Origin of the sequence: Bradyrhizobium sp. STM 3809 (assembly GCF_000239795.1) — a bacterium.
GTDB lineage: Bacteria > Pseudomonadota > Alphaproteobacteria > Rhizobiales > Xanthobacteraceae > Bradyrhizobium.
Window position 1 is genome coordinate 1 of sequence record NZ_CAFJ01000044.1, and the last position, 17286, is coordinate 17286.

The 17286-nt window shown below is 67.3% G+C and carries 14 protein-coding genes; 2 read left to right on the top strand and 12 right to left on the bottom strand.

Annotation, left to right across the window (positions count from 1 at the left end; translation table 11 throughout):
* The 7 genes from BRAS3809_RS01825 to BRAS3809_RS01860 form a co-directional block, all read right to left on the bottom strand.
* Positions 1–365 (bottom strand): antibiotic biosynthesis monooxygenase family protein (locus BRAS3809_RS01825; RefSeq protein ID WP_035654995.1); only part of this gene is annotated, 365 nt, incomplete at its 3' end.
* Between the two features lie 176 nt (positions 366–541).
* Positions 542–1342 (bottom strand): MBL fold metallo-hydrolase, encoded by an 801-nt coding sequence (locus tag BRAS3809_RS01830; RefSeq protein WP_008960400.1) that lies wholly within the window; start codon positions 1340–1342, stop codon positions 542–544.
* Positions 1339–2130 carry a TatD family hydrolase gene (locus tag BRAS3809_RS01835; protein ID WP_008960401.1) on the bottom strand — a complete coding sequence of 264 codons (792 nt, stop codon included), beginning with the start codon at positions 2128–2130 and terminating at the stop codon, positions 1339–1341. The genes BRAS3809_RS01830 and BRAS3809_RS01835 overlap by 4 nt, the downstream gene beginning before the upstream one ends.
* Positions 2130–4334 (bottom strand): methionine--tRNA ligase, encoded by a 2205-nt coding sequence (gene metG, locus BRAS3809_RS01840; protein ID WP_008960402.1) that lies wholly within the window; start codon positions 4332–4334, stop codon positions 2130–2132. Before metG ends, BRAS3809_RS01835 begins: the two co-directional genes overlap by 1 nt.
* A gap of 69 nt (positions 4335–4403) precedes the next feature.
* Positions 4404–5444 (bottom strand): DNA polymerase III subunit delta', encoded by a 1041-nt coding sequence (locus BRAS3809_RS01850; protein WP_008960403.1) that lies wholly within the window; start codon positions 5442–5444, stop codon positions 4404–4406.
* Positions 5441–6121: a dTMP kinase gene (gene tmk / locus BRAS3809_RS01855; protein ID WP_008960404.1), complete on the bottom strand. Its 681-nt coding sequence runs from the start codon at positions 6119–6121 to the stop codon at positions 5441–5443. Before tmk ends, BRAS3809_RS01850 begins: the two co-directional genes overlap by 4 nt.
* Positions 6122–6125: 4 nt before the next feature.
* Positions 6126–7385: a D-alanyl-D-alanine carboxypeptidase family protein gene (locus tag BRAS3809_RS01860; RefSeq protein ID WP_035655000.1), complete on the bottom strand. Its 1260-nt coding sequence runs from the start codon at positions 7383–7385 to the stop codon at positions 6126–6128.
* Positions 7386–7548: 163 nt separating this feature from the next.
* Between BRAS3809_RS01860 and BRAS3809_RS01865 the strand changes: the two genes are divergently transcribed.
* Entirely contained in the window at positions 7549–8502 is a 954-nt protein-coding gene (locus BRAS3809_RS01865) for an alpha/beta fold hydrolase (RefSeq protein WP_035655003.1), read from the top strand.
* Here BRAS3809_RS01865 and BRAS3809_RS01870 read toward each other — a convergent pair.
* The 4 genes from BRAS3809_RS01870 to BRAS3809_RS01885 form a co-directional block, all read right to left on the bottom strand.
* Positions 8499–9014, bottom strand: a complete 516-nt coding sequence (locus BRAS3809_RS01870; protein ID WP_008960407.1) for a GNAT family N-acetyltransferase — start codon at positions 9012–9014, stop codon at positions 8499–8501. The genes BRAS3809_RS01865 and BRAS3809_RS01870 overlap by 4 nt on opposite strands.
* 13 nt (positions 9015–9027) lie before the next feature.
* Positions 9028–9576 carry a phage tail protein gene (locus BRAS3809_RS01875; RefSeq protein WP_008960408.1) on the bottom strand — a complete coding sequence of 183 codons (549 nt, stop codon included), beginning with the start codon at positions 9574–9576 and terminating at the stop codon, positions 9028–9030.
* Between the two features lie 50 nt (positions 9577–9626).
* Complete coding sequence (locus BRAS3809_RS01880) at positions 9627–10154, bottom strand: phage tail protein (RefSeq protein ID WP_008960409.1); 528 nt, start codon at positions 10152–10154, stop codon at positions 9627–9629.
* 129 nt (positions 10155–10283) lie between these two features.
* Positions 10284–10826, bottom strand: coding sequence for a phage tail protein (locus tag BRAS3809_RS01885; RefSeq protein WP_008960410.1), 543 nt, complete (start codon positions 10824–10826; stop codon positions 10284–10286).
* A gap of 592 nt (positions 10827–11418) precedes the next feature.
* On the opposite strand from BRAS3809_RS01885, the gene BRAS3809_RS34270 reads away from it, so the two are divergent.
* A complete protein-coding gene (locus BRAS3809_RS34270; RefSeq protein ID WP_008960411.1) occupies positions 11419–16131 on the top strand; it encodes a putative Ig domain-containing protein in 4713 nt (1570 codons plus the stop codon).
* Positions 16132–16201: 70 nt separating this feature from the next.
* Here the strand turns inward: BRAS3809_RS34270 and BRAS3809_RS01900 are convergent, their stop codons facing one another.
* Positions 16202–17122, bottom strand: coding sequence for a septal ring lytic transglycosylase RlpA family protein (locus tag BRAS3809_RS01900; protein WP_083839029.1), 921 nt, complete (start codon positions 17120–17122; stop codon positions 16202–16204).
* Between the last annotated feature and the right edge of the window lie 164 nt (positions 17123–17286).

The following is a 17286-nucleotide window of genomic DNA, read 5'->3' on the forward strand; positions in this document are numbered from 1 at the left end:
TAGGTCGGCGCCCGCCGCTTCGGATCATTGTAGGTCCCGCGCCGCTCCGGCTGCCGGGCCGCCTGCCCCGGTGTCACCTCGTGGATCAACTCGGCCACCCGAAGCCGATAGTCCGAGAACACCTTGTCGCGGCCGAGCGTCTGGATGTCGTGGTGATGGGCATGCACGCGCCAGGCGGTCATGGCGCCCTCGTCCTGCCAGATCTGGTAGGAGAGGATGAGATTATCGCGCGACAGGCTCTTGAAGCGGTCGAGGAACAGGCAGCCGCCAAGCGCGTCGAGCTCGGGCCGCAGCGCGGCAGCGAGTTGGAGGTACTGGTCGAGCCGGCCCGGCTTGACCTCGACCTCGAAGAACAGCGACAGCATGGCAAGCCGCTCCTTGTGAGTTTACGCCCGATATACGTTGCTGCGTAGGGTGGGCAAAGCGGCGCCGTCAGGCGACGCGTGCCCACCGTCGGGCCGCGGACTCCTCGGCAAGACGGTGGGCACGGCGCCATGGCGATCTCGCGCGGGGAGAGACCACGGCATCGCCTCTGCCCACCCTACGCGGTCAATTCCAGCCGCATGCCGTCATAGGCGGGCACCACGCCGGCCGGCAGGCTCTGGCGCAGCACCTCGTAGTCGAGGTCGGCGGTCATGTTGGTGATGACGGCGCGCCGGGGCTTGAAGCGCTCGATCCAGGCCAGCGCGTCGTTGACCGAGAAATGGCTGGGATGCGAGGCGGGGCGCAGGCCGTCGACGATCCAGAGGTCGAGGTTTTCCAGCGCGCCCCAGCTCTCCTCGGGAATGTCGTTGAGATCGGGCGTGTAGGCGGCGTCGCCGATGCGATAGCCGAGCGCCGGGATGTTGCCGTGCTGGACCAGGAAGGCGGTCAGCTTCATCTCACCGCCCTTCCCTTCCACCGCCCGGGTTTCGCCGGCCTCGATGGAATGCTGCGTCAGGATCGGCGGATAGTCGCTGCCCGGGGGCGAGACGAAACAGTACGAGAACCGGTGCATGATGTCCTTGGCGGTCGACTGGTTCAGGTAGACCGGGATGCGTCGGCGCTGGTGCAGCACCACCGAGCGCAGATCGTCGATGCCATGGGTCTGGTCGGCATGCTCATGCGTCAGGAACACCGCGTCGATGTGGTCGACATGGGTGTCGATCAGCTGCTCGCGCAGGTCCGGCGAGGTGTCGATGACCACGCGCGTCACGCCGTGCGGCCCGCGGCGCTCGGCCAGCAGCGAGCAGCGCCGCCTGCGGTTTTTCGGGTTGTTCGGGTCGCAGGCGCCCCACCCCAGCGCCGGGCGCGGCACGCCGGCCGAGGAGCCGCAGCCGAGGATGGTGAGCGTCAGGGTCATGCCGGCACCTCGGGTCGCGGCACCTTGGCGAACAGCTTGAAGAAGGTCTCGGTGGTCTGGCGCGAGAACTCCTCGAACGAGACGCCGCGCGCCTCCGCCAGCACCTTGGCGGTCTCGACCACATAGGCCGGCTCGTTGCGCTTGCCGCGGAATTTTCCGGGCGCCAGATACGGCGCGTCGGTCTCGACCATGATGCGGTCCGCCGGCACCTCCGCGGCGAGTGCGCGCAGAGCGTCGGACTTCTTGAACGTCACGATGCCCGTGAACGAGATGTGCAGTCCGAGATCGATCGCCTTCATCGCCAGCTCGCGTCCGCCGGTGTAGCAATGCAGCACGGCCTTGAAAGGTCCGCGCGCCATCTCCTCGTCGAGGATGCGGCCGCACTGCGCGTCGGCCTCGCGGGTGTGGATCACCAGCGGCAGGCCGGTTTCGCGGGCGGCGGCGATATGCGCGCGGAACCCGCGCTCCTGCGCGTCCTTGGAGCCGTGGTCGTAGAAATTGTCGAGCCCGGCCTCGCCGAGCGCGACCACCTTCGGGTGCTTCGTCAGCGCGATCAGCTCCTCGGCCGGAATGCCGTCCTCTTCATCCGCATTGTGAGGATGCGTCCCGATCGAGCAGTAAACGTTATCGAACCGCTCGGCGATGGCGAGCAGCTCGGGCAGCCTGCGCACCCGGGTCGAGATCGTCACGAGGCGGCCGACGCCGGCGGCGGCGGCGCGCGTGACGATGCCCTCCAGATCCTCAGCGAAATCCGGAAAATCCAGATGGCAGTGACTGTCGACCAGCATCACGCCGCCGTCGGCTCGATGTAGCGCGGGAACACCGCCTGCGGCGGCGGCAGCTGTGTGCCGGCCGCAATCCGCACCTCGCCGCCGAGTCGCGCAAACGTCCGCTCACCCTCGGGGATGCCGAGGCTGTCGAGCAGCTTTGCCGACGCCTGCGGCATCACCGGCTGGGTCAGGATCGCGACCTGCCGGATCACCTCGGCGGTGACGTAGAGCACGGTGTGCTGGCGCTTCGGATCGGTCTTGGCCAGCGCCCACGGCGCCTCGCCCGCGAAATAGCGGTTGGCCTCCGCCACGACCGACCAGACGGCGTTCAGCCATTGATGGATCTGCTGCGTCGCCATCGCCTTGCGCGCCGCGCCGATCATCGCGTCGGCCTCGGCGAGAATCGCCTTGTCGTTGGCCGAGAACTCGCCGGGCTCCGGCAGCTGCCCTCCGAGCTGTTTGGTGATCATCGACAGCGAGCGCTGCGCGAGATTGCCGAGGTCGTTGGCGAGATCGGCGTTGATGCGCGCGACGATCGCCTCGTGATTGTAGTTGCCGTCCTGGCCGAACGGCACCTCGCGCAGGAAGAAATAGCGCAGCTGGTCGACGCCATACTGGTCGGCGAGATTGAACGGGTCGACGACGTTGCCGACCGACTTCGACATCTTCTCGCCCCTGTTGAACAAGAAGCCGTGCGCATAGACCCGCTTCGGCACGGGCACGCCGGCCGACATCAGGAACGCCGGCCAGTACACCGCGTGGAAGCGGATGATGTCCTTGCCGATGACGTGCACGTCGGCCGGCCAGTACTTCCAGTTCGCATCGCTCTCGTCCGGGAAGCCGACGCCGGTGATGTAGTTGGTCAGCGCGTCGACCCAGACATACATCACGTGCTCCTCGTCATGCGGCACGCGGACGCCCCAGTCGAAGGTCGTGCGCGAGATCGAGAGGTCCTTCAGCCCGCCCTTGACGAAGCTCGTGATCTCGTTGCGCCGCGCGTCCGGCCCGATGAAATCCGGCTGGCTCTCGTACAATGCGAGCAGTCTGTCCTGATAGGCCGACAGGCGGAAGAAGTAGCTCTTCTCCTCGACCCACTCGACCGGCGTGCCCTGCGGGCCGCGGCGAACGTTGTCCTCGCCGACGGTTGTCTCGTCCTCGGCGTAATACGCCTCGTCGCGGACCGAGTACCAGCCCGAATAGGTGTCGGCATAGATGTCGCCGTTCTCAAGCATCCGGTTCCAGATCGCCTGCACCGACTTGTGGTGGGCGGGCTCGGTCGTGCGGATGAAGCGGTCGAACGAGACGTTCAGCCGCTCGTCCATCTCGCGGAAGCGGGCGGCATTGCGGGTGGCGAGCTCGGACGGCGTCAGCCCCTCGTTCTGCGCGGTCTGCACCATCTTCAGGCCGTGCTCGTCGGTGCCGGTCAGGAAGAACACGTCCTTGCCGTCGAGCCGCGCGAACCGCGCGATGGCATCGGTCGCGATCGCCTCGTAGGCGTGGCCGATATGCGGACTGCCATTGGGATAGGCGATCGCGGTCGTGACGTAGAAGGTGTTGGCGTTATCAGGCGCGGCCGCGGCGGGCGCGGCGGCGTCTTCGACCCCGGTCATCTCGACCTCGGTGATTTCGACGTCGGTGATTTCGACGTCGGTAACTTCGACGTCGATCATCTCGACGACCGCGGCCGCGTCGATGTCGGGACGCGCGACCGCCTCGACCTTCGGCTTGCGCGCTGCCCTGGGCTTCGCGGCGCGCGGCAGCTTCGGCGTCTCGGCGACCGCTGGCACAGCTTGCTTCGGAGCAGCCGCCGGCTTCGTTGCTGCGGGCTTCTTCGACGGCGCGCCCTTGGCGGCGGCTGTGCTGGCAGTCTTCTTGACAGGTGCCGCCGGCTTGGTCGCGGCCTTCTTGGCCGGGGCCTTCACGGCCTTCTTGGCGGCCCCTTTCGCGGCGCCCGTCTTGGCGGCCTTCGGAGGCTTGCTCTTGGCCGGCGTGGACGGCGTTTTGGTTTTGGCAGATTTGGCTTTCGCGGCTTTGACCTTCGTGTCCTTGTCCGCCGCCGCTTTCGCCTTGGCCTTGGTCTTGCTGGCTTTGGTCTTGCTGGCCTTGGCCTTCGCGGGCGCCTTTGCGGCTTTGTTTGCAGCCTTCTTGACGGCAGCCTTCGTCGCGGCGCCCTTGGCCGCGGGCTTGCCCTTCTTCACGGTTGTCTTGCTGGCCTTGGCCACGGCAGAGTCCTCTTTGACGTCGTCGGTCGACGAATTGATCCTGATGATCCCGGGATGATGGTCGGCGCGTTACCGCGTGGCTTCGGCGAGCATCCCGAACACCGAGAAAACCAGCGGTTTTCGCTCCAGATTATAGGATTCGGTGTCGCGCGCGGCGCGGACGATCTTTTCCCATACCTCCGCCAGCCGTGCAAGGCGCGGCAGTTCCGCATTGGGATCCGCGGCCCGCAGCCGTTCCGCGACCCAGCGTTCGATGCTGTCGAGGAAGCTCGCCAGGGCGACGCGGTCGCTGGTGCCGAGCGCGTCGCCCAGGGCATGCAGTTCGCCGGCGTCGATTCGCGGCAGGCTCGCGAGCAGCGCGGCAGTGCGGGTCTGCAGCTGCAGCCCGTCGCCGCCCATCAGCATCAGGGTCCTGGCGACGCTGCCCTCGGAGGCCTTGGCAGCCTCTCGCAGCGCTGGATCGCCGCCGTCGATGCCGGTGGCCTCGGCCGCGGCGCTGATGACGTCCTCGGTCGACAGGGGGCGCAGCGACAGCCTTCGGCAGCGCGACTTGATGGTGGCGAGCACCCGCGCCGGCGCGTGACTGACCAGCAGGAACAGCGATTGCTGCGGCGGTTCCTCGAGGATCTTCAGCAGCGCATTCGCCGCGTTCGGATTGAGCTCGTCGACGGTGTCGACGATGCACACCCGCCAGCCCTCGACCGCCGCGGTCGAGCCGAAGAACGAGATCGTCTCGCGCGTCTCGTCGACAGTGATGACGGTGCGCAGGACCCCCTTGTCGTTGGCGGACCGCTCCAGCGTGAGCAGCCCGCCATGTGCCTCGGAGGCGATCAGACGCGCGACGTGGTCGTCCGCATCGACATGGAGCGACCCGGCCGCGCGCACGTCGGGCGCCGCGGGATCGCGATGGGCGAGCACGAAGCGCGCCATGCGATAGGCCAGGGTCGCCTTGCCGATGCCCTGCGGGCCGCCGATCAGCCAGGCATGCGCCATCCGGCCGCTGCGATAGGCAGCCAGCAGCGCCGCCTCGGCCTCGCGGTGGCCGAACAGCGCCGTCGTCTCGCGCGGATGCTGGACCGCGATCTCCGGCTCGACCTTGCGCGCGCTCATGACGCGGCCGCCACCGCCGTGAACAGGCGCTCGCGCACGGCGTCCCACACGATATGCGAGACGGTCTCGGCATTCGCGGTGGCGTCGATGAGCACGCAGCGCCTTGGATCGTCAGCCGCGATCTTGTGAAAGGCGTCGCGCAGGCCCTTGTGGAACTTGATGTCTTCGCCCTCGAACCGGTCCGGCGTGCCGCTGCCGCGCCGCGCCGCTGCGCGCTGCAGGCCGATCTCGACGGGCACATCGAGGATCAGCGTCAGGTCCGGCTTGAGGTCGCCGATCGTCACCCGCTGCATCGCATTGAGCACGTCGGGCGCGACCTTGCCCTGACTGCCCTGATAGGCCCGGGTCGAATCGAAGAAGCGGTCGCACAGCACCCAGCTGCCCTGGTTGAGCGCTGGCAGAATCACGTTGCGCACATGGTCGTCGCGGGCGGCCGCGAACAGCAGCGTCTCCGCCTCCGCGCCGAGCAGCTTGCCCATCCCCGACAGCACGAGGTGGCGCATGATCTCGGCGCCGGGCGAGCCGCCGGGCTCGCGGGTCAGCACCACGCGCACGCCGTCTTTCTCCAGACGATCCGCCAACATCTTGATCTGCGTGGACTTTCCGGCGCCCTCGCCGCCCTCGAAGGTGACGAATCGGCCGCGGCCGGGACCACGTTTCAAAGCTGCATCCGCCATGTCTCTAGAGCTTCTCGGCCCCGGCGCGGAACATCCCGATTACGAGCTCGCTCGCCCCGTCGATCGCGCGCCGCATCGTGGACCCCCTGCCCACCGCCTCTCCTGCATAGACGGGAGCCTCCATGGCGATATTGGGGCCGCGCCAGACCCTGACAACCCCGACCTTCTGACCGGACTCGACCGGCGCCTTCACCGGCCCATTGTAGATGATGCGGGCGATCAGCTTCTCGCCGCCGTTCTTCTGCACCATCACCTTCACCGGCACCGGGCTCGACAGCTTCACCGAGCGGCTCTCGCCGCCGAACACTTTTGCGTAGCCGAGCGTCTGGTCCGCCGCGAACAGGGTGCGGGTCTCGAAATTGCGAAAACCCCATTCCAACATCTTCTTGGCCTCGGTGGCGCGATCCTCGGGATCCTCCAGGCCGTTGACCACGACGATCAGCCTGGTGCCGTTCTGCACGGCGGAGCCGACCATGCCGTAGCCGCCCTCCTTGGTGTAGCCGGTCTTCAGCCCGTCCGCGCCTTCCATCGCGTTGAGCAATGGATTGCGGTTCTGCTGGCGGATCTTGTTCCAGGTGAATTCCTTCTCGCCGAAGATCTTATAGAACTCGGGGAAATCCAGGATGATGTGGCGGGCGAGCATCGACAGCTCGCGCACCGTCATCTTGTTGCCGGGGTCCGGCAGTCCGTTGGAATTGGCGAAGGTCGATTTCGCAAGACCGAGTTCGCGGGCGCGCTTGGTCATGTAGTCGGCGGCAAAGATCTTCTCATTGCCGGCCATGCCCTCGGCCAGCGCGATGCAGGCGTCGTTGCCGCTCTGGATGATAGCGCCGTGCAGGAGGTCGCTGACCGACACCTTGCTGTTCAGCGCCGCGAACATCGTCGAGGTGCCGGACGGCGCCCCGCCCTTGCGCCAGGCATTCTCGCTGATCCGGTACTCGTCGTTGAGCTTGACGGTGCCTTCCTTGACGGCGTTGAAGACGACCTCGGCGGTCATCAGCTTCATCATGCTCGAGGGTGCGCGCAGCTCGTCCGCGTTCTTCTCGAACAACACGCTGCCGCTGGTCGCCTCCACCAGGATCGCCGTCGGCGCGTCGCCGTCGAAACCGCCGTCGTCCTTCTTCGCGCCCTGGACGCTCTGGTTGGCGGCATAGAGCACCCCGCTCCAGCCGATCGCCGCGACCGCGGCCAGTGCGATGAGCGCGCGCGTCGTCCGGCCGGTCATGAAGCCGGAACGGCGGAACAATGAGGTGGTGAAAGGCATCGGCCAAGCCCTGGAGCGCGCAAGGGTTCTACCAGCTGGCCGCAGCGCAAACAACTCGGCAGTCGTGCGGGCGGGCTGCTGTCCCGCGGTTTGCGCCGTCGCGCGCGGGGTGCGATACCGTCGGGAAAACATCAGACGTGAAACGGCTCAAGGGGAGAACGGAATGTCATCCACGCGGATGGTCAACGCCAATGGAATCGAGCTGTTCGTGCGCGAACAGGGCGAAGGTCCGCTGGTGCTGCTGTGCCATGGCTGGCCTGAACTGTCCTATTCCTGGCGGCACCAGATCCCGGCGATTGCCGCCGCCGGCTATCGCGTCGCCGCCCCGGACATGCGCGGCTTCGGCCGCTCGCAGGCACCATCCGACATCGCCGCCTATTCGATCTTCGACAACGTCGGCGACATGGTGGCGCTGGTCGCGGCACTCGGCGGGGACAAGGCCGTGATCATCGGACATGACTGGGGCGCGCCGGTGGCCTGGCACGCGGCGCTGTTCCGGCCCGACATGTTCACCGCGGTGGCCGGCCTGAGCGTCCCGCCGCCGTTGCGTGGCCGTGGCAGGCCGCTCGACACGCTCAGGGCCGGCGGCATCGCGGACTTCTACTGGCAGTATTTTCAGACGCCGGGTGTCGCCGAAGCCGAGCTCGAGCGCGACGTCGCGCTGACGATGCGCACGATACTCGCGCGCGGCTTCTCCGACCCGCAGTCTTTGTTCGTCGCGCCGGACAAGGGCTTCCTCGGCGAGGTGAACCCCGACCTGCCGCTGCCCGCTTGGCTCGGCGAGGCCGACCTCGCCGAATTCGTCGCCGCCTATCGCGCCTCCGGCTTCCGCGGCGGTCTCAACTGGTACCGCAACATCGATCGCAACTGGGAGCTGACCGCGCCGTGGCAGGATGCACAGATCCGGCAGCCCGCGCTGTTCATCGCCGGCAGCGACGATGCCGTGATCAAGGGGATCATCGGCGCCAAGCGGGTCCAGGACATGGAGCGCGTGCTGCCCGATCTCCGCCGCAAGTTGATCATCGACGGCGCGGGTCACTGGATCCAGCAGGAATGCGCCGACGCCGTGAACGCCGCGCTGATCGCGTTCCTGCGCGAGGTGGCGCCGGGGCGCTAGTGCGCGAGCGCCAGCTCCATCCGGCGATGCGAGGCGCTCGCCGCATCGGCGACGTCCGCGAAGCCGAGCCGCGCGTAGAAGCGCATCGCATCTTCATTGCCGGTCGCCACCGCCAGCGACAGCATGCCGGCGCCCTGCTCGCGTCCCGCCGCGGCCACCGCCAGCATGATCTCGCGCCCGACGCCGGCATTGCGGGCGCCCGGTAGCAAGGCGAGATCGACCACGTGCCAGCGCGCCGCCGTGCGGTCGAGCAGCAACCGGCCGACGGGGGCGCCATCGCGCAGGATGATCAACGATTGCGCCTCGGGCCACTGCGCCGCGTAGCCCGCAAGCTGCGCGCGGTACTGCTGCGTCAGCACGAGTTCGAGCGTCGCCGGCGGCATGCCGGCCAGCGCGAGCTGCGCGCCTTTGACGGATTTGAAGAGGTCGCGCAGGAACGGCTCGTCGGCGGGCCCGGCCGGCCGCAGCCGCAGGCGGGCGTCGCTGGAGACGATCTCGCTCGCGACGGCCATCACGCCAGCCGGATCAGGAGTTGTTGAACGGCGGGAAGACCCCCGCGTAGCAGATGCACCAGATCAGCGCCTGGGTCGGCTGCATGTTGTCGTGCGGAATGTTCTGCCCCGTCGCCGTCACGGCATTGGGCGCAAAGTTGACATTCGCCGGCGGGTCCACGAAGCCGTTGAAAGCGGGATCGATCGCAACCATGGTGCCGGCCGTCCCCGGTCCGGGCGCCGCGTTCTCAGCACCTCTGCTCCCCAGCTGCAGATTATGCGTGTGGGACGGCAGTTCGGCGGACATAAGGGACACGGTGCTGCTGCCCATGGTTTCGCCGATCACGCGCGGCTGCAGGCCGGGCCCATTGCCCTGGCCATTGGTGATGCAGCCGCTCAGATTGGGCAGCTGGAAATTGGTGGTGCCGTTGCCGCCATAATAGGTGCCGATCAGCGCGAACAGCGGCGAGTAACGCTGGATCGGCAGGAGCTGCCCGAAGCATGGCAGCCAGGCATTGTTGAAGCCGCCGGTGGCGAAGGTGAACGGAAAGGCCTGGATTTCGCCGACAAAGGGATCTGACACGTGGACTCTCCTCGAGAATGCGCGATGAGTTGCGATCGAGCCGCGACGCCTCAGCCCGGCGAGGGGAAGATGCCGGCGATGCAGATGCAGTAATTGCCCACGACCGTCGGCATGATGTTGTTGTGCGGCACGCTCTGTCCCGCAGCGACCAGGCAGGGGGCCATCACCGAGTAGGTTCCCGCATTCGCGATCGGCGCGTCGAGATTGCCAGTCGACGCGGTTGCCAGATGGACGGTCGGCCCAGGCGTCGCCGTATCGGCGGGGACGGTGGACGACAGCAGAGCATGGCTGTGGGCAGGAATCTCATTCGCGATCAAGGTATGCTCATCCTCGCCCGCGAGTTCGCCGATGACGTAGGTGGTGCCATCTTGCGTCGTGCCCTGGCCGAGCGGGACGCGCCCGCGCAGATCTGGAAGGTTGAAGGTCTGGACGCCATCGCCGCCGAAGGTCGTTCCGATCACGGCGTAGAGCGCATCGTAGTTGGAAATGGACAGCGAGCTGCCATTGCAGGCCAGCCAGCCATCCGGCACGCGCGGAAAGGCGAACAGCCTGATCTCGCCGAGAAACGGGTCTGACATCCCGACATCCTTTCGTTGGGCCAAGCTCTATTGGGGCGATGGGCGCCGCAATTGCGGACACGGCGCGAGATTGAATCTCGATCGATGATGAGGTTCGGACTTGGGGCGCGCGAAGCGCGCCGACCCGCCTCAGTCGCGTGAGGGATAGACCCCCTGCATCGCAATCAGATAGTTGATCACGAGATAGGGCTGCATGTTGTTGTGCGCCTGCCCGCCGCCGGTATTGGTGATGTTGGTGCCCAGTGCCAGCGGCACTTCGCCAACCCCAGCGGTTGCGAAGATCTGCTTGGTGCCGGTCGGCGGAAACGTATTGGTTCCGAACAGATTGTCCGTCGGGGTGGCCACGCGCCCCGTGCCGCTGGTCGTCGACGCCTGCATCAGGTGATTATGGGCCGGAAGCTGCGGCTCGGTCAGCGTCACCGCCGTTTCGCCGCTCACCATTCCGGCCGGATATTGGCCGCTGCTCCCGGTCGAGCCGAGGATGGCCCGGCCGCGCAGGTCAGGCAGCGCAAAGGTTGTGACGCCATTGCCGCCGTAATAGGTGCCGAGCAGCGAGAACAACGCCTGGTTTGTCTGGATGGCCAGCAGCGCGCCGTTGCAAAAGGCCCATCCTCGCGGAGGCTGGCTTCCGGCAAAGGGCATGATCTGCCCGAGCACAGGCGTCATCGGCATGCAGCGTCTCTCCCGAATATGTTCTTCAACAATCAGTTCGCAGGTGAAAGCGAAGGTTCAATAGGATCGAGCGACGGAGGGACATCCGGCGCGGGAGAAGGAAATATGCTCTCGCGCTATGATTGTTAGAGAGCGCAACTTCGCCCGTCAAGTCCAGTGCATGGGTTGCAATCTTAGGTCGTGATGATCTCGGCCGGCCCCGCGCGATTCGGATGCTGCCGTCCAGCCATTCTCGTCGGCGGCGCAACGATCATCATGATACCACCGAGCGGGCGCTGCCGACGCGCCGCGGTTCCATGATGTTGCATGACGGCAACTTCAACGTCCAAATCGGCTCCGCATCTGCCCACTGATCGACGTCAGCAACAGACGGTGGCTTGCCTAACCCTGGGTAGTAACGACAAACTCCTCCCTATTGACGATGAATGGTTTCTTTCCAAACGACGCGCGCACGGCCCAGCCATAGGGACCGGCGCGAGGGGGCATGGTGCTTTTTCTGTTGGTGATTCAACTGCTTCGACGCGGATGGGCCCATCTCGCCGGACCGCTCGGTCGTGCGACGTCGGGCATCCGACGGCCTTCTCGGTGTGCGATGAGCAGTCTGCGGGCTGCCGGCGTCGTCGCAGCAGCGGTTCTCTTGCTGTTCGGCCTATCCTCAGCCGCGCAAGCGCAGTCGAACGGATCGACTTATTGCGGCGCTGCGCTGACGGCGGCCTATTCGGGTTACAGCGGCTCCGGCACCGGCAGTGCCACGACCTCGCAGACGACGAACCTCTGCGGCGCCGCCCAGAGCTTCGGGACACAGGATGCCGACATATCCTTCGGTCTGTATCCGTCGGCGTCGTACAACGTGTCGAGCTTCGCCAACAACGGCGCCGTGCTGACGCCGATCTATAGCAATCAGACCGTGACGTCCGCCAATGGCGTGCAGTTCAAGGTGTCGGCGAGCTCTGCGGACGGACAAGCGACGAGCTCCTACTCGTTCAGTCTGGTCGGCACCAACACCAGCGGGCAGTCGACCGACTACATCACGATGTATGCGATCGATGACACGGTCTGTCCGGGCGCCTGCCCTTCGACCCCGACCTCGCCGTTCAATCCGATCTACGTGAAGATCACCGGACTGCCGGCAGGACCGGTTGCGACCCAGGCCATCGCGTCCAAGGGGCTGACGGTCAACAGAGCGACCTCGTCGTTCACGCCGGTGACCGGCAGTGGCGGCACCGGCTCGCTGACCTACGGCATCTCGCCGACGCTGCCGGCTGGCCTCAGCTTCAACACGTCGAGCGGCGCGATCACCGGCACGCCGACGGCGACCAGCAGCGCCACGACCTATACGGTCACGGTCACCGACTCCAACAGCCTGTCGGACAGCAAGACCTTCAGCCTGACGGTCAATCCCGCCGTCACGGCCACCCAGTCCGTCGCCTCGAAGACGCTGACGCAGAACCAGCCATCGGCCAATTTCACGCCGGTCACCGGCGGCGGCGGCACGCCGTCTTATACCTATAGCGTGTTGCCGGCCCTGCCCTCGGGTCTCGCGCTCAGCAGCTCGACCGGCGCCATCACCGGCGTGCCGACCGCCACCAGCGGAACGACGTCCTACACCATCACCGTGACGGACGTGAACGGCGCGACGGCGACGAACACGTTCAACCTCGCCGTCAATGCCGCGGTCACCGCCACGCAGTCGGTCGCCTCGAAGACTCTGACGCGCAATGCCGCGGCGACCTCGTTCACGCCGGTCACGGGGGGCAACGGCACGCCCTCGCTGACCTACAGCGTCTCGCCGTCGCTGCCCGCCGGCCTGACGCTGAGCAGCAGCACAGGCGCGATCACGGGAACGCCGACCGTCACCAGCGGCGCGACCACCTACACGGTCACCGTCACCGACGCCAACAACGCGACCGCCAGCAACACATTCAGCCTGACGGTGAACAGCGCCGTCACCGCGACGCAGTCGATCAGCGCGGCGACCGTCACGGTGAACAACGCCATCACCTCGTTCACGCCGGTGACGGGCGGCGGCGGCACGGCGCCGTTGTCCTACGGCATATCACCGACCCTGCCGGCCGGCCTCAGCTTCAACACGTCCACCGGCCAGGTCAGCGGCACACCGACCGCCGTCAGCAGCACGACGACCTACACGGTGACCGTGACGGATGCCAACAACGGCACGGCAAGCAACACCTTCCAGCTGACGGTCAACGGCCCGCTGAGCGCGACGCAGGCGATCGCCTCAAAGGCGGTCACGCAGAATGCGGCGGTCACATCGTTCACGCCGGTCACCGCGGCGGGCGGCACGCCGTCCTACACCTATGGCGTCTCGCCGACATTGCCGACGGGCCTGACACTCAACACCTCCTCCGGCGCGATCACGGGCACGCCGACGGTGACCAGCGGCGCGACCACCTACACCGTGACGGTCACCGACGCCAACAGCGCCACCGCGAGCAACACCTTCAGCCTGACCGTCAACAGCGCGGTGACCGCGACGCAGGCGATTGCGTCGCGGACCTTGACGGCCGGTCAGACCGTGACCGCGTTCACGCCGGTCACCGGTGGCGGCGGCACCGGCACCCTCGGCTATTCGATCTCGCCGAGCCTGCCGGCCGGACTGAGCCTCAACCCGTCCACCGGCGCGATCTCCGGCACGCCGTCGACCAGCGCGGCGACCGCGACCTACACGGTGACCGTCACCGACACCAACAACGCCACGGCGTCGAACACCTTCAGCCTGACCGTCAACGGCGCGGTCAGCGCCACGCAGTCGATCCCGTCGAAGTCGCTGACCATCAACGTCGCGGCGACGTCCTTCACCCCGGTGACCGGCGGCGGCGGCACCTCGCCGCTGACCTATGGCATCGCGCCCACGCTGCCCGCCGGGCTCAGCTTCAACACCTCGACCGGCGCAATCACGGGAACGCCGACCGCGACCAGCGGCGCCACGACCTACACGGTCACCGTGACCGACGCCAACAGCACCAGCGCGAGCAATACGTTCAGCCTGGCGGTCAACTCCGCTGTGTCGGCGACCCAGGCGATCGCCTCAAAGGGCCTGACCGTGAACACCGCCGTGACATCGTTCACGCCGGTCACCGGCGCCGGCGGCACCTCGCCACTGGGCTACGGCATCGCGCCCGCGCTGCCCGCCGGCCTGAGCTTCAACACCTCGACCGGCGCGATCACCGGCACGCCGACCGCGACCAGCGGCGCCACCACCTACACGATCACCGTGACCGACGCCAACAGCGCCACCGCGACCAACACGTTCAGCCTGACCGTGAACGGCGCGGTCACGGCGACGCAGTCCATTCCATCGAAGGTGCTCACCGCCAACCAGAGCGTCACGGCGTTCACGCCGGTGACCGGCAGTGGCGGCTCCGTGCCGTACACCTATTCCGTCTCGCCGACCCTGCCCGCCGGACTGACCCTCAACGCGGCCAACGGCAGCATCTCCGGAACGCCGACGGCGACCAGCGGCGCGACGACATTCACCATCACCGTCACCGACGCCGCCAACGCCACCGCGACCAACACCTTCAGCCTGACCATCAACGGCGCGGTGACGGCAACGACAGCGGTGCCGTCGAGTTCGCTTCCGATCAACCAGACGGTGACGCCGTTCACACCGGTGACCGGCGCCGGCGGCACCGGCACGCTGGTGTTCTCCGTGTCACCGGCGCTGCCGACCGGCCTGAGCTTCAACACCACCAACGGCCAGATCAGCGGCACACCGACGGCGCCGGCGGCGATGGCCACCTACACGGTGACGGTGACCGACACCAACAGCGCCGCGGCGAACGCGACCTTCAACCTGTCGGTCGGCCAGTTGGCCACGACCGTCGGGCTGACGTCGTCGCAGAACCCGAGCCAGTTCAACCAGCCCGTGACCTTCACCGCGACGGTGACGGCCACCGGCGGCACGCCGACCGGCACGGTCACCTTCAACGACAGCGGCTCGCCGATCGGCACGGCGACGCTTTCAGCCGGCGTCGCGACATTGACGATTGCGACGCTCGCCGTCGGCAGCCACACCATCACCGCGAGCTATGCCGGCAGCGCGCTGTTCACCGCGAGCACCTCTCCTGGCCTCGCCCAGACCGTGAACGTGCCGGTCGACAGCGTGCGGCTGCGCTCGCTGCAGCAGACCGTCAGCAAGATGGTGGCGCAGAATTCCGGCCAGGCAATCTCCGGCGCGATCGACGATGCCATCGCCGACGGTTTCAGCGACGGCGGCGGGACGTTCATGACGCCCGGCAGCACCCGCATGCGCTTCAACTTCTCCGCTGATCCGCGCGATCAGGACGAGCGGCCGGCCGTGGCCGACCGGGCCGGCAGTGGCGGCACCGATGCCTATTCGTCCGTGCTGCCCGGCGCGCCGCAGCGCGGCCGCGTCGTCAACCGCAACCGCGTCGACGATGCCTTCGCCGCGATCGACCGCGGCGACAAGAAGCAGGCGGCGCCGAAATGGCATGAGCAGAAGGATTGGCTGCTGTGGGCCGACGTGCGCGGCACCGGCGTCGACCGCTTCGGCACGACCAACAGCTTCGGCGTCACCCAGTCGAGCCAGGCCTCGCTCTACGGCCAGCAGCTCAACGCCACGATGGGCCTGACCTATCGCGCCACCCCGAGCGTCCTGGTCGGCGTGCTCGGCGGCTACGAGACGTTCAGCTACACCCAGCAGGACATCAATGGAAAGTTGAAGGGTGATGGCTGGACCACCGGCGCCTATCTCGGCTGGAAGATCGTGCCGACCTTGCGCTTCGATGCGGCGCTCGCCTATTCCGGCATCGGCTACAACGGCAGCGCCGGGACGGCGCAGGGCAGCTTCGATGGCCGGCGCTGGATGGCCTCGACGGGGCTGACCGGCACCTACAAATGGGCCGGCTTCGTGCTCGAGCCCTCGGCGAAGGTCTATGCGTTGTGGGAGCACCAGAACGCGTACACGGACTCGCTCGGCACGCGGCAGGGCTCCTACGACTTCGCCAGCGGCCGCGCCTCCGGCGGCCTGCGCGCCGCCTATCCCGTGGCCTGGCTCGACGGCGGCCTCATGCTGACGCCCTTCCTCGGCATGTATGGCGACTACTACTTCAACAAGGAGGACGCCAACGCGCTGGTCGCCGGCGCGCTGGCGTCGACGCCGCTGCTGCAGGGCTGGTCGGCCCGCTTCACCGGCGGCCTCGGCATCGAGACGGCCGGCGGCGCCGGCCTAGGCCTCGGCGCCGAATATGGCGGCATCGGCGGCAACACCCGTGTGTGGACCTTCTCGGCCAAGGCGCGGGTGCCGTTCAGCGCGCGATAAAGCGCGTCGGAATCAAAACCGCCCCGAAGGGGGCGGTTGGCTGCATTTCGAAGGTGTTGCGTGGGCGAGGTCAGTAAAGCCCGCGGCCGCTCATGATGTCGCGCGCTTCGTCGGCACCATCATTGGCAGCGGCCTGTCCTTGCGGGACATAGCGGCCGTCCTGGTCATAAGAGACCGCGCGCGGGTTATCGAGGGGGCGCCCGCGCGTCCGGCTCGAGGCCGACAATTCCGAGGCGCCGCCCATCGAGGCCATGGCGGCCGAGGTGTCGCCGAGCGTATAGGGGCGTCCCTCCGGCAGCGGGATCTCGCCGCGAATCGGGCGGCCGGCGCCCATCTCGGGCACGAACGGCTTGGCGGAGGCGACACGGACCAGCGACGGCGCGGGCGCCGGAATGCCGGTGCGCAGGGTCGCCATCAGCTGGGTGTCGTCGGAGCCTTCGAGCGGCGCGCGGCCGACATATTCGACCCGCACCTTGGCGATGCCGCTGCCCTTGAACTCGAGCAGATCGGCGGCCTTGTTGGAAACGTCGATCAGCCGGTTGCCGTGATACGGGCCACGATCGTTGATTCGGACGATCAGCGATTTGCCATTGGCGAGGTTGGTGACGCGGGCGTAGCTCGGCAGCGGCAAGGTCGGATGCGCCGCCGTCAGCGAGGTCATGTCGAACACCTCGCCATTGGCGGTCAGGCGGCCGTGGAAATCATCGCCGTACCACGAGGCCATGCCCTCGGCGCGGTAGTTGACGTCCTCTTCCGGCACGTAGGTCTTGCCGGCGACCGTATAGGGCTTGCCGATCCGGTAGACGCCGCCGCCCTTCGGCACCGGCTCGCCGAAGCCGACCACGCGCGGGCTCGACGACACGCCATATTTCGGATCGACCTTGCTGGCGAACTTGTTCGATGAGGCGCAATTCGCGACCATCAGGCAGGCGAGAACGGCGACGGCGCTGCGCACCGCTGTCCCGGCCGGATCTGTTTGAGCAATCCCCATCGACCCCAAATACCACTTCGCCGGTCGCCATCCGAGCCTGCTTCCGGCCCGCGCGTCCCGGCGTCTCCCCGAGTCGCGTCCCCCGCAACTCACTGCTCAAGAATAACGCAACCCGAACACGGCGGAAATGGGGTGAGCCCGCCGTGGTTAATCGGAGCTTTCCG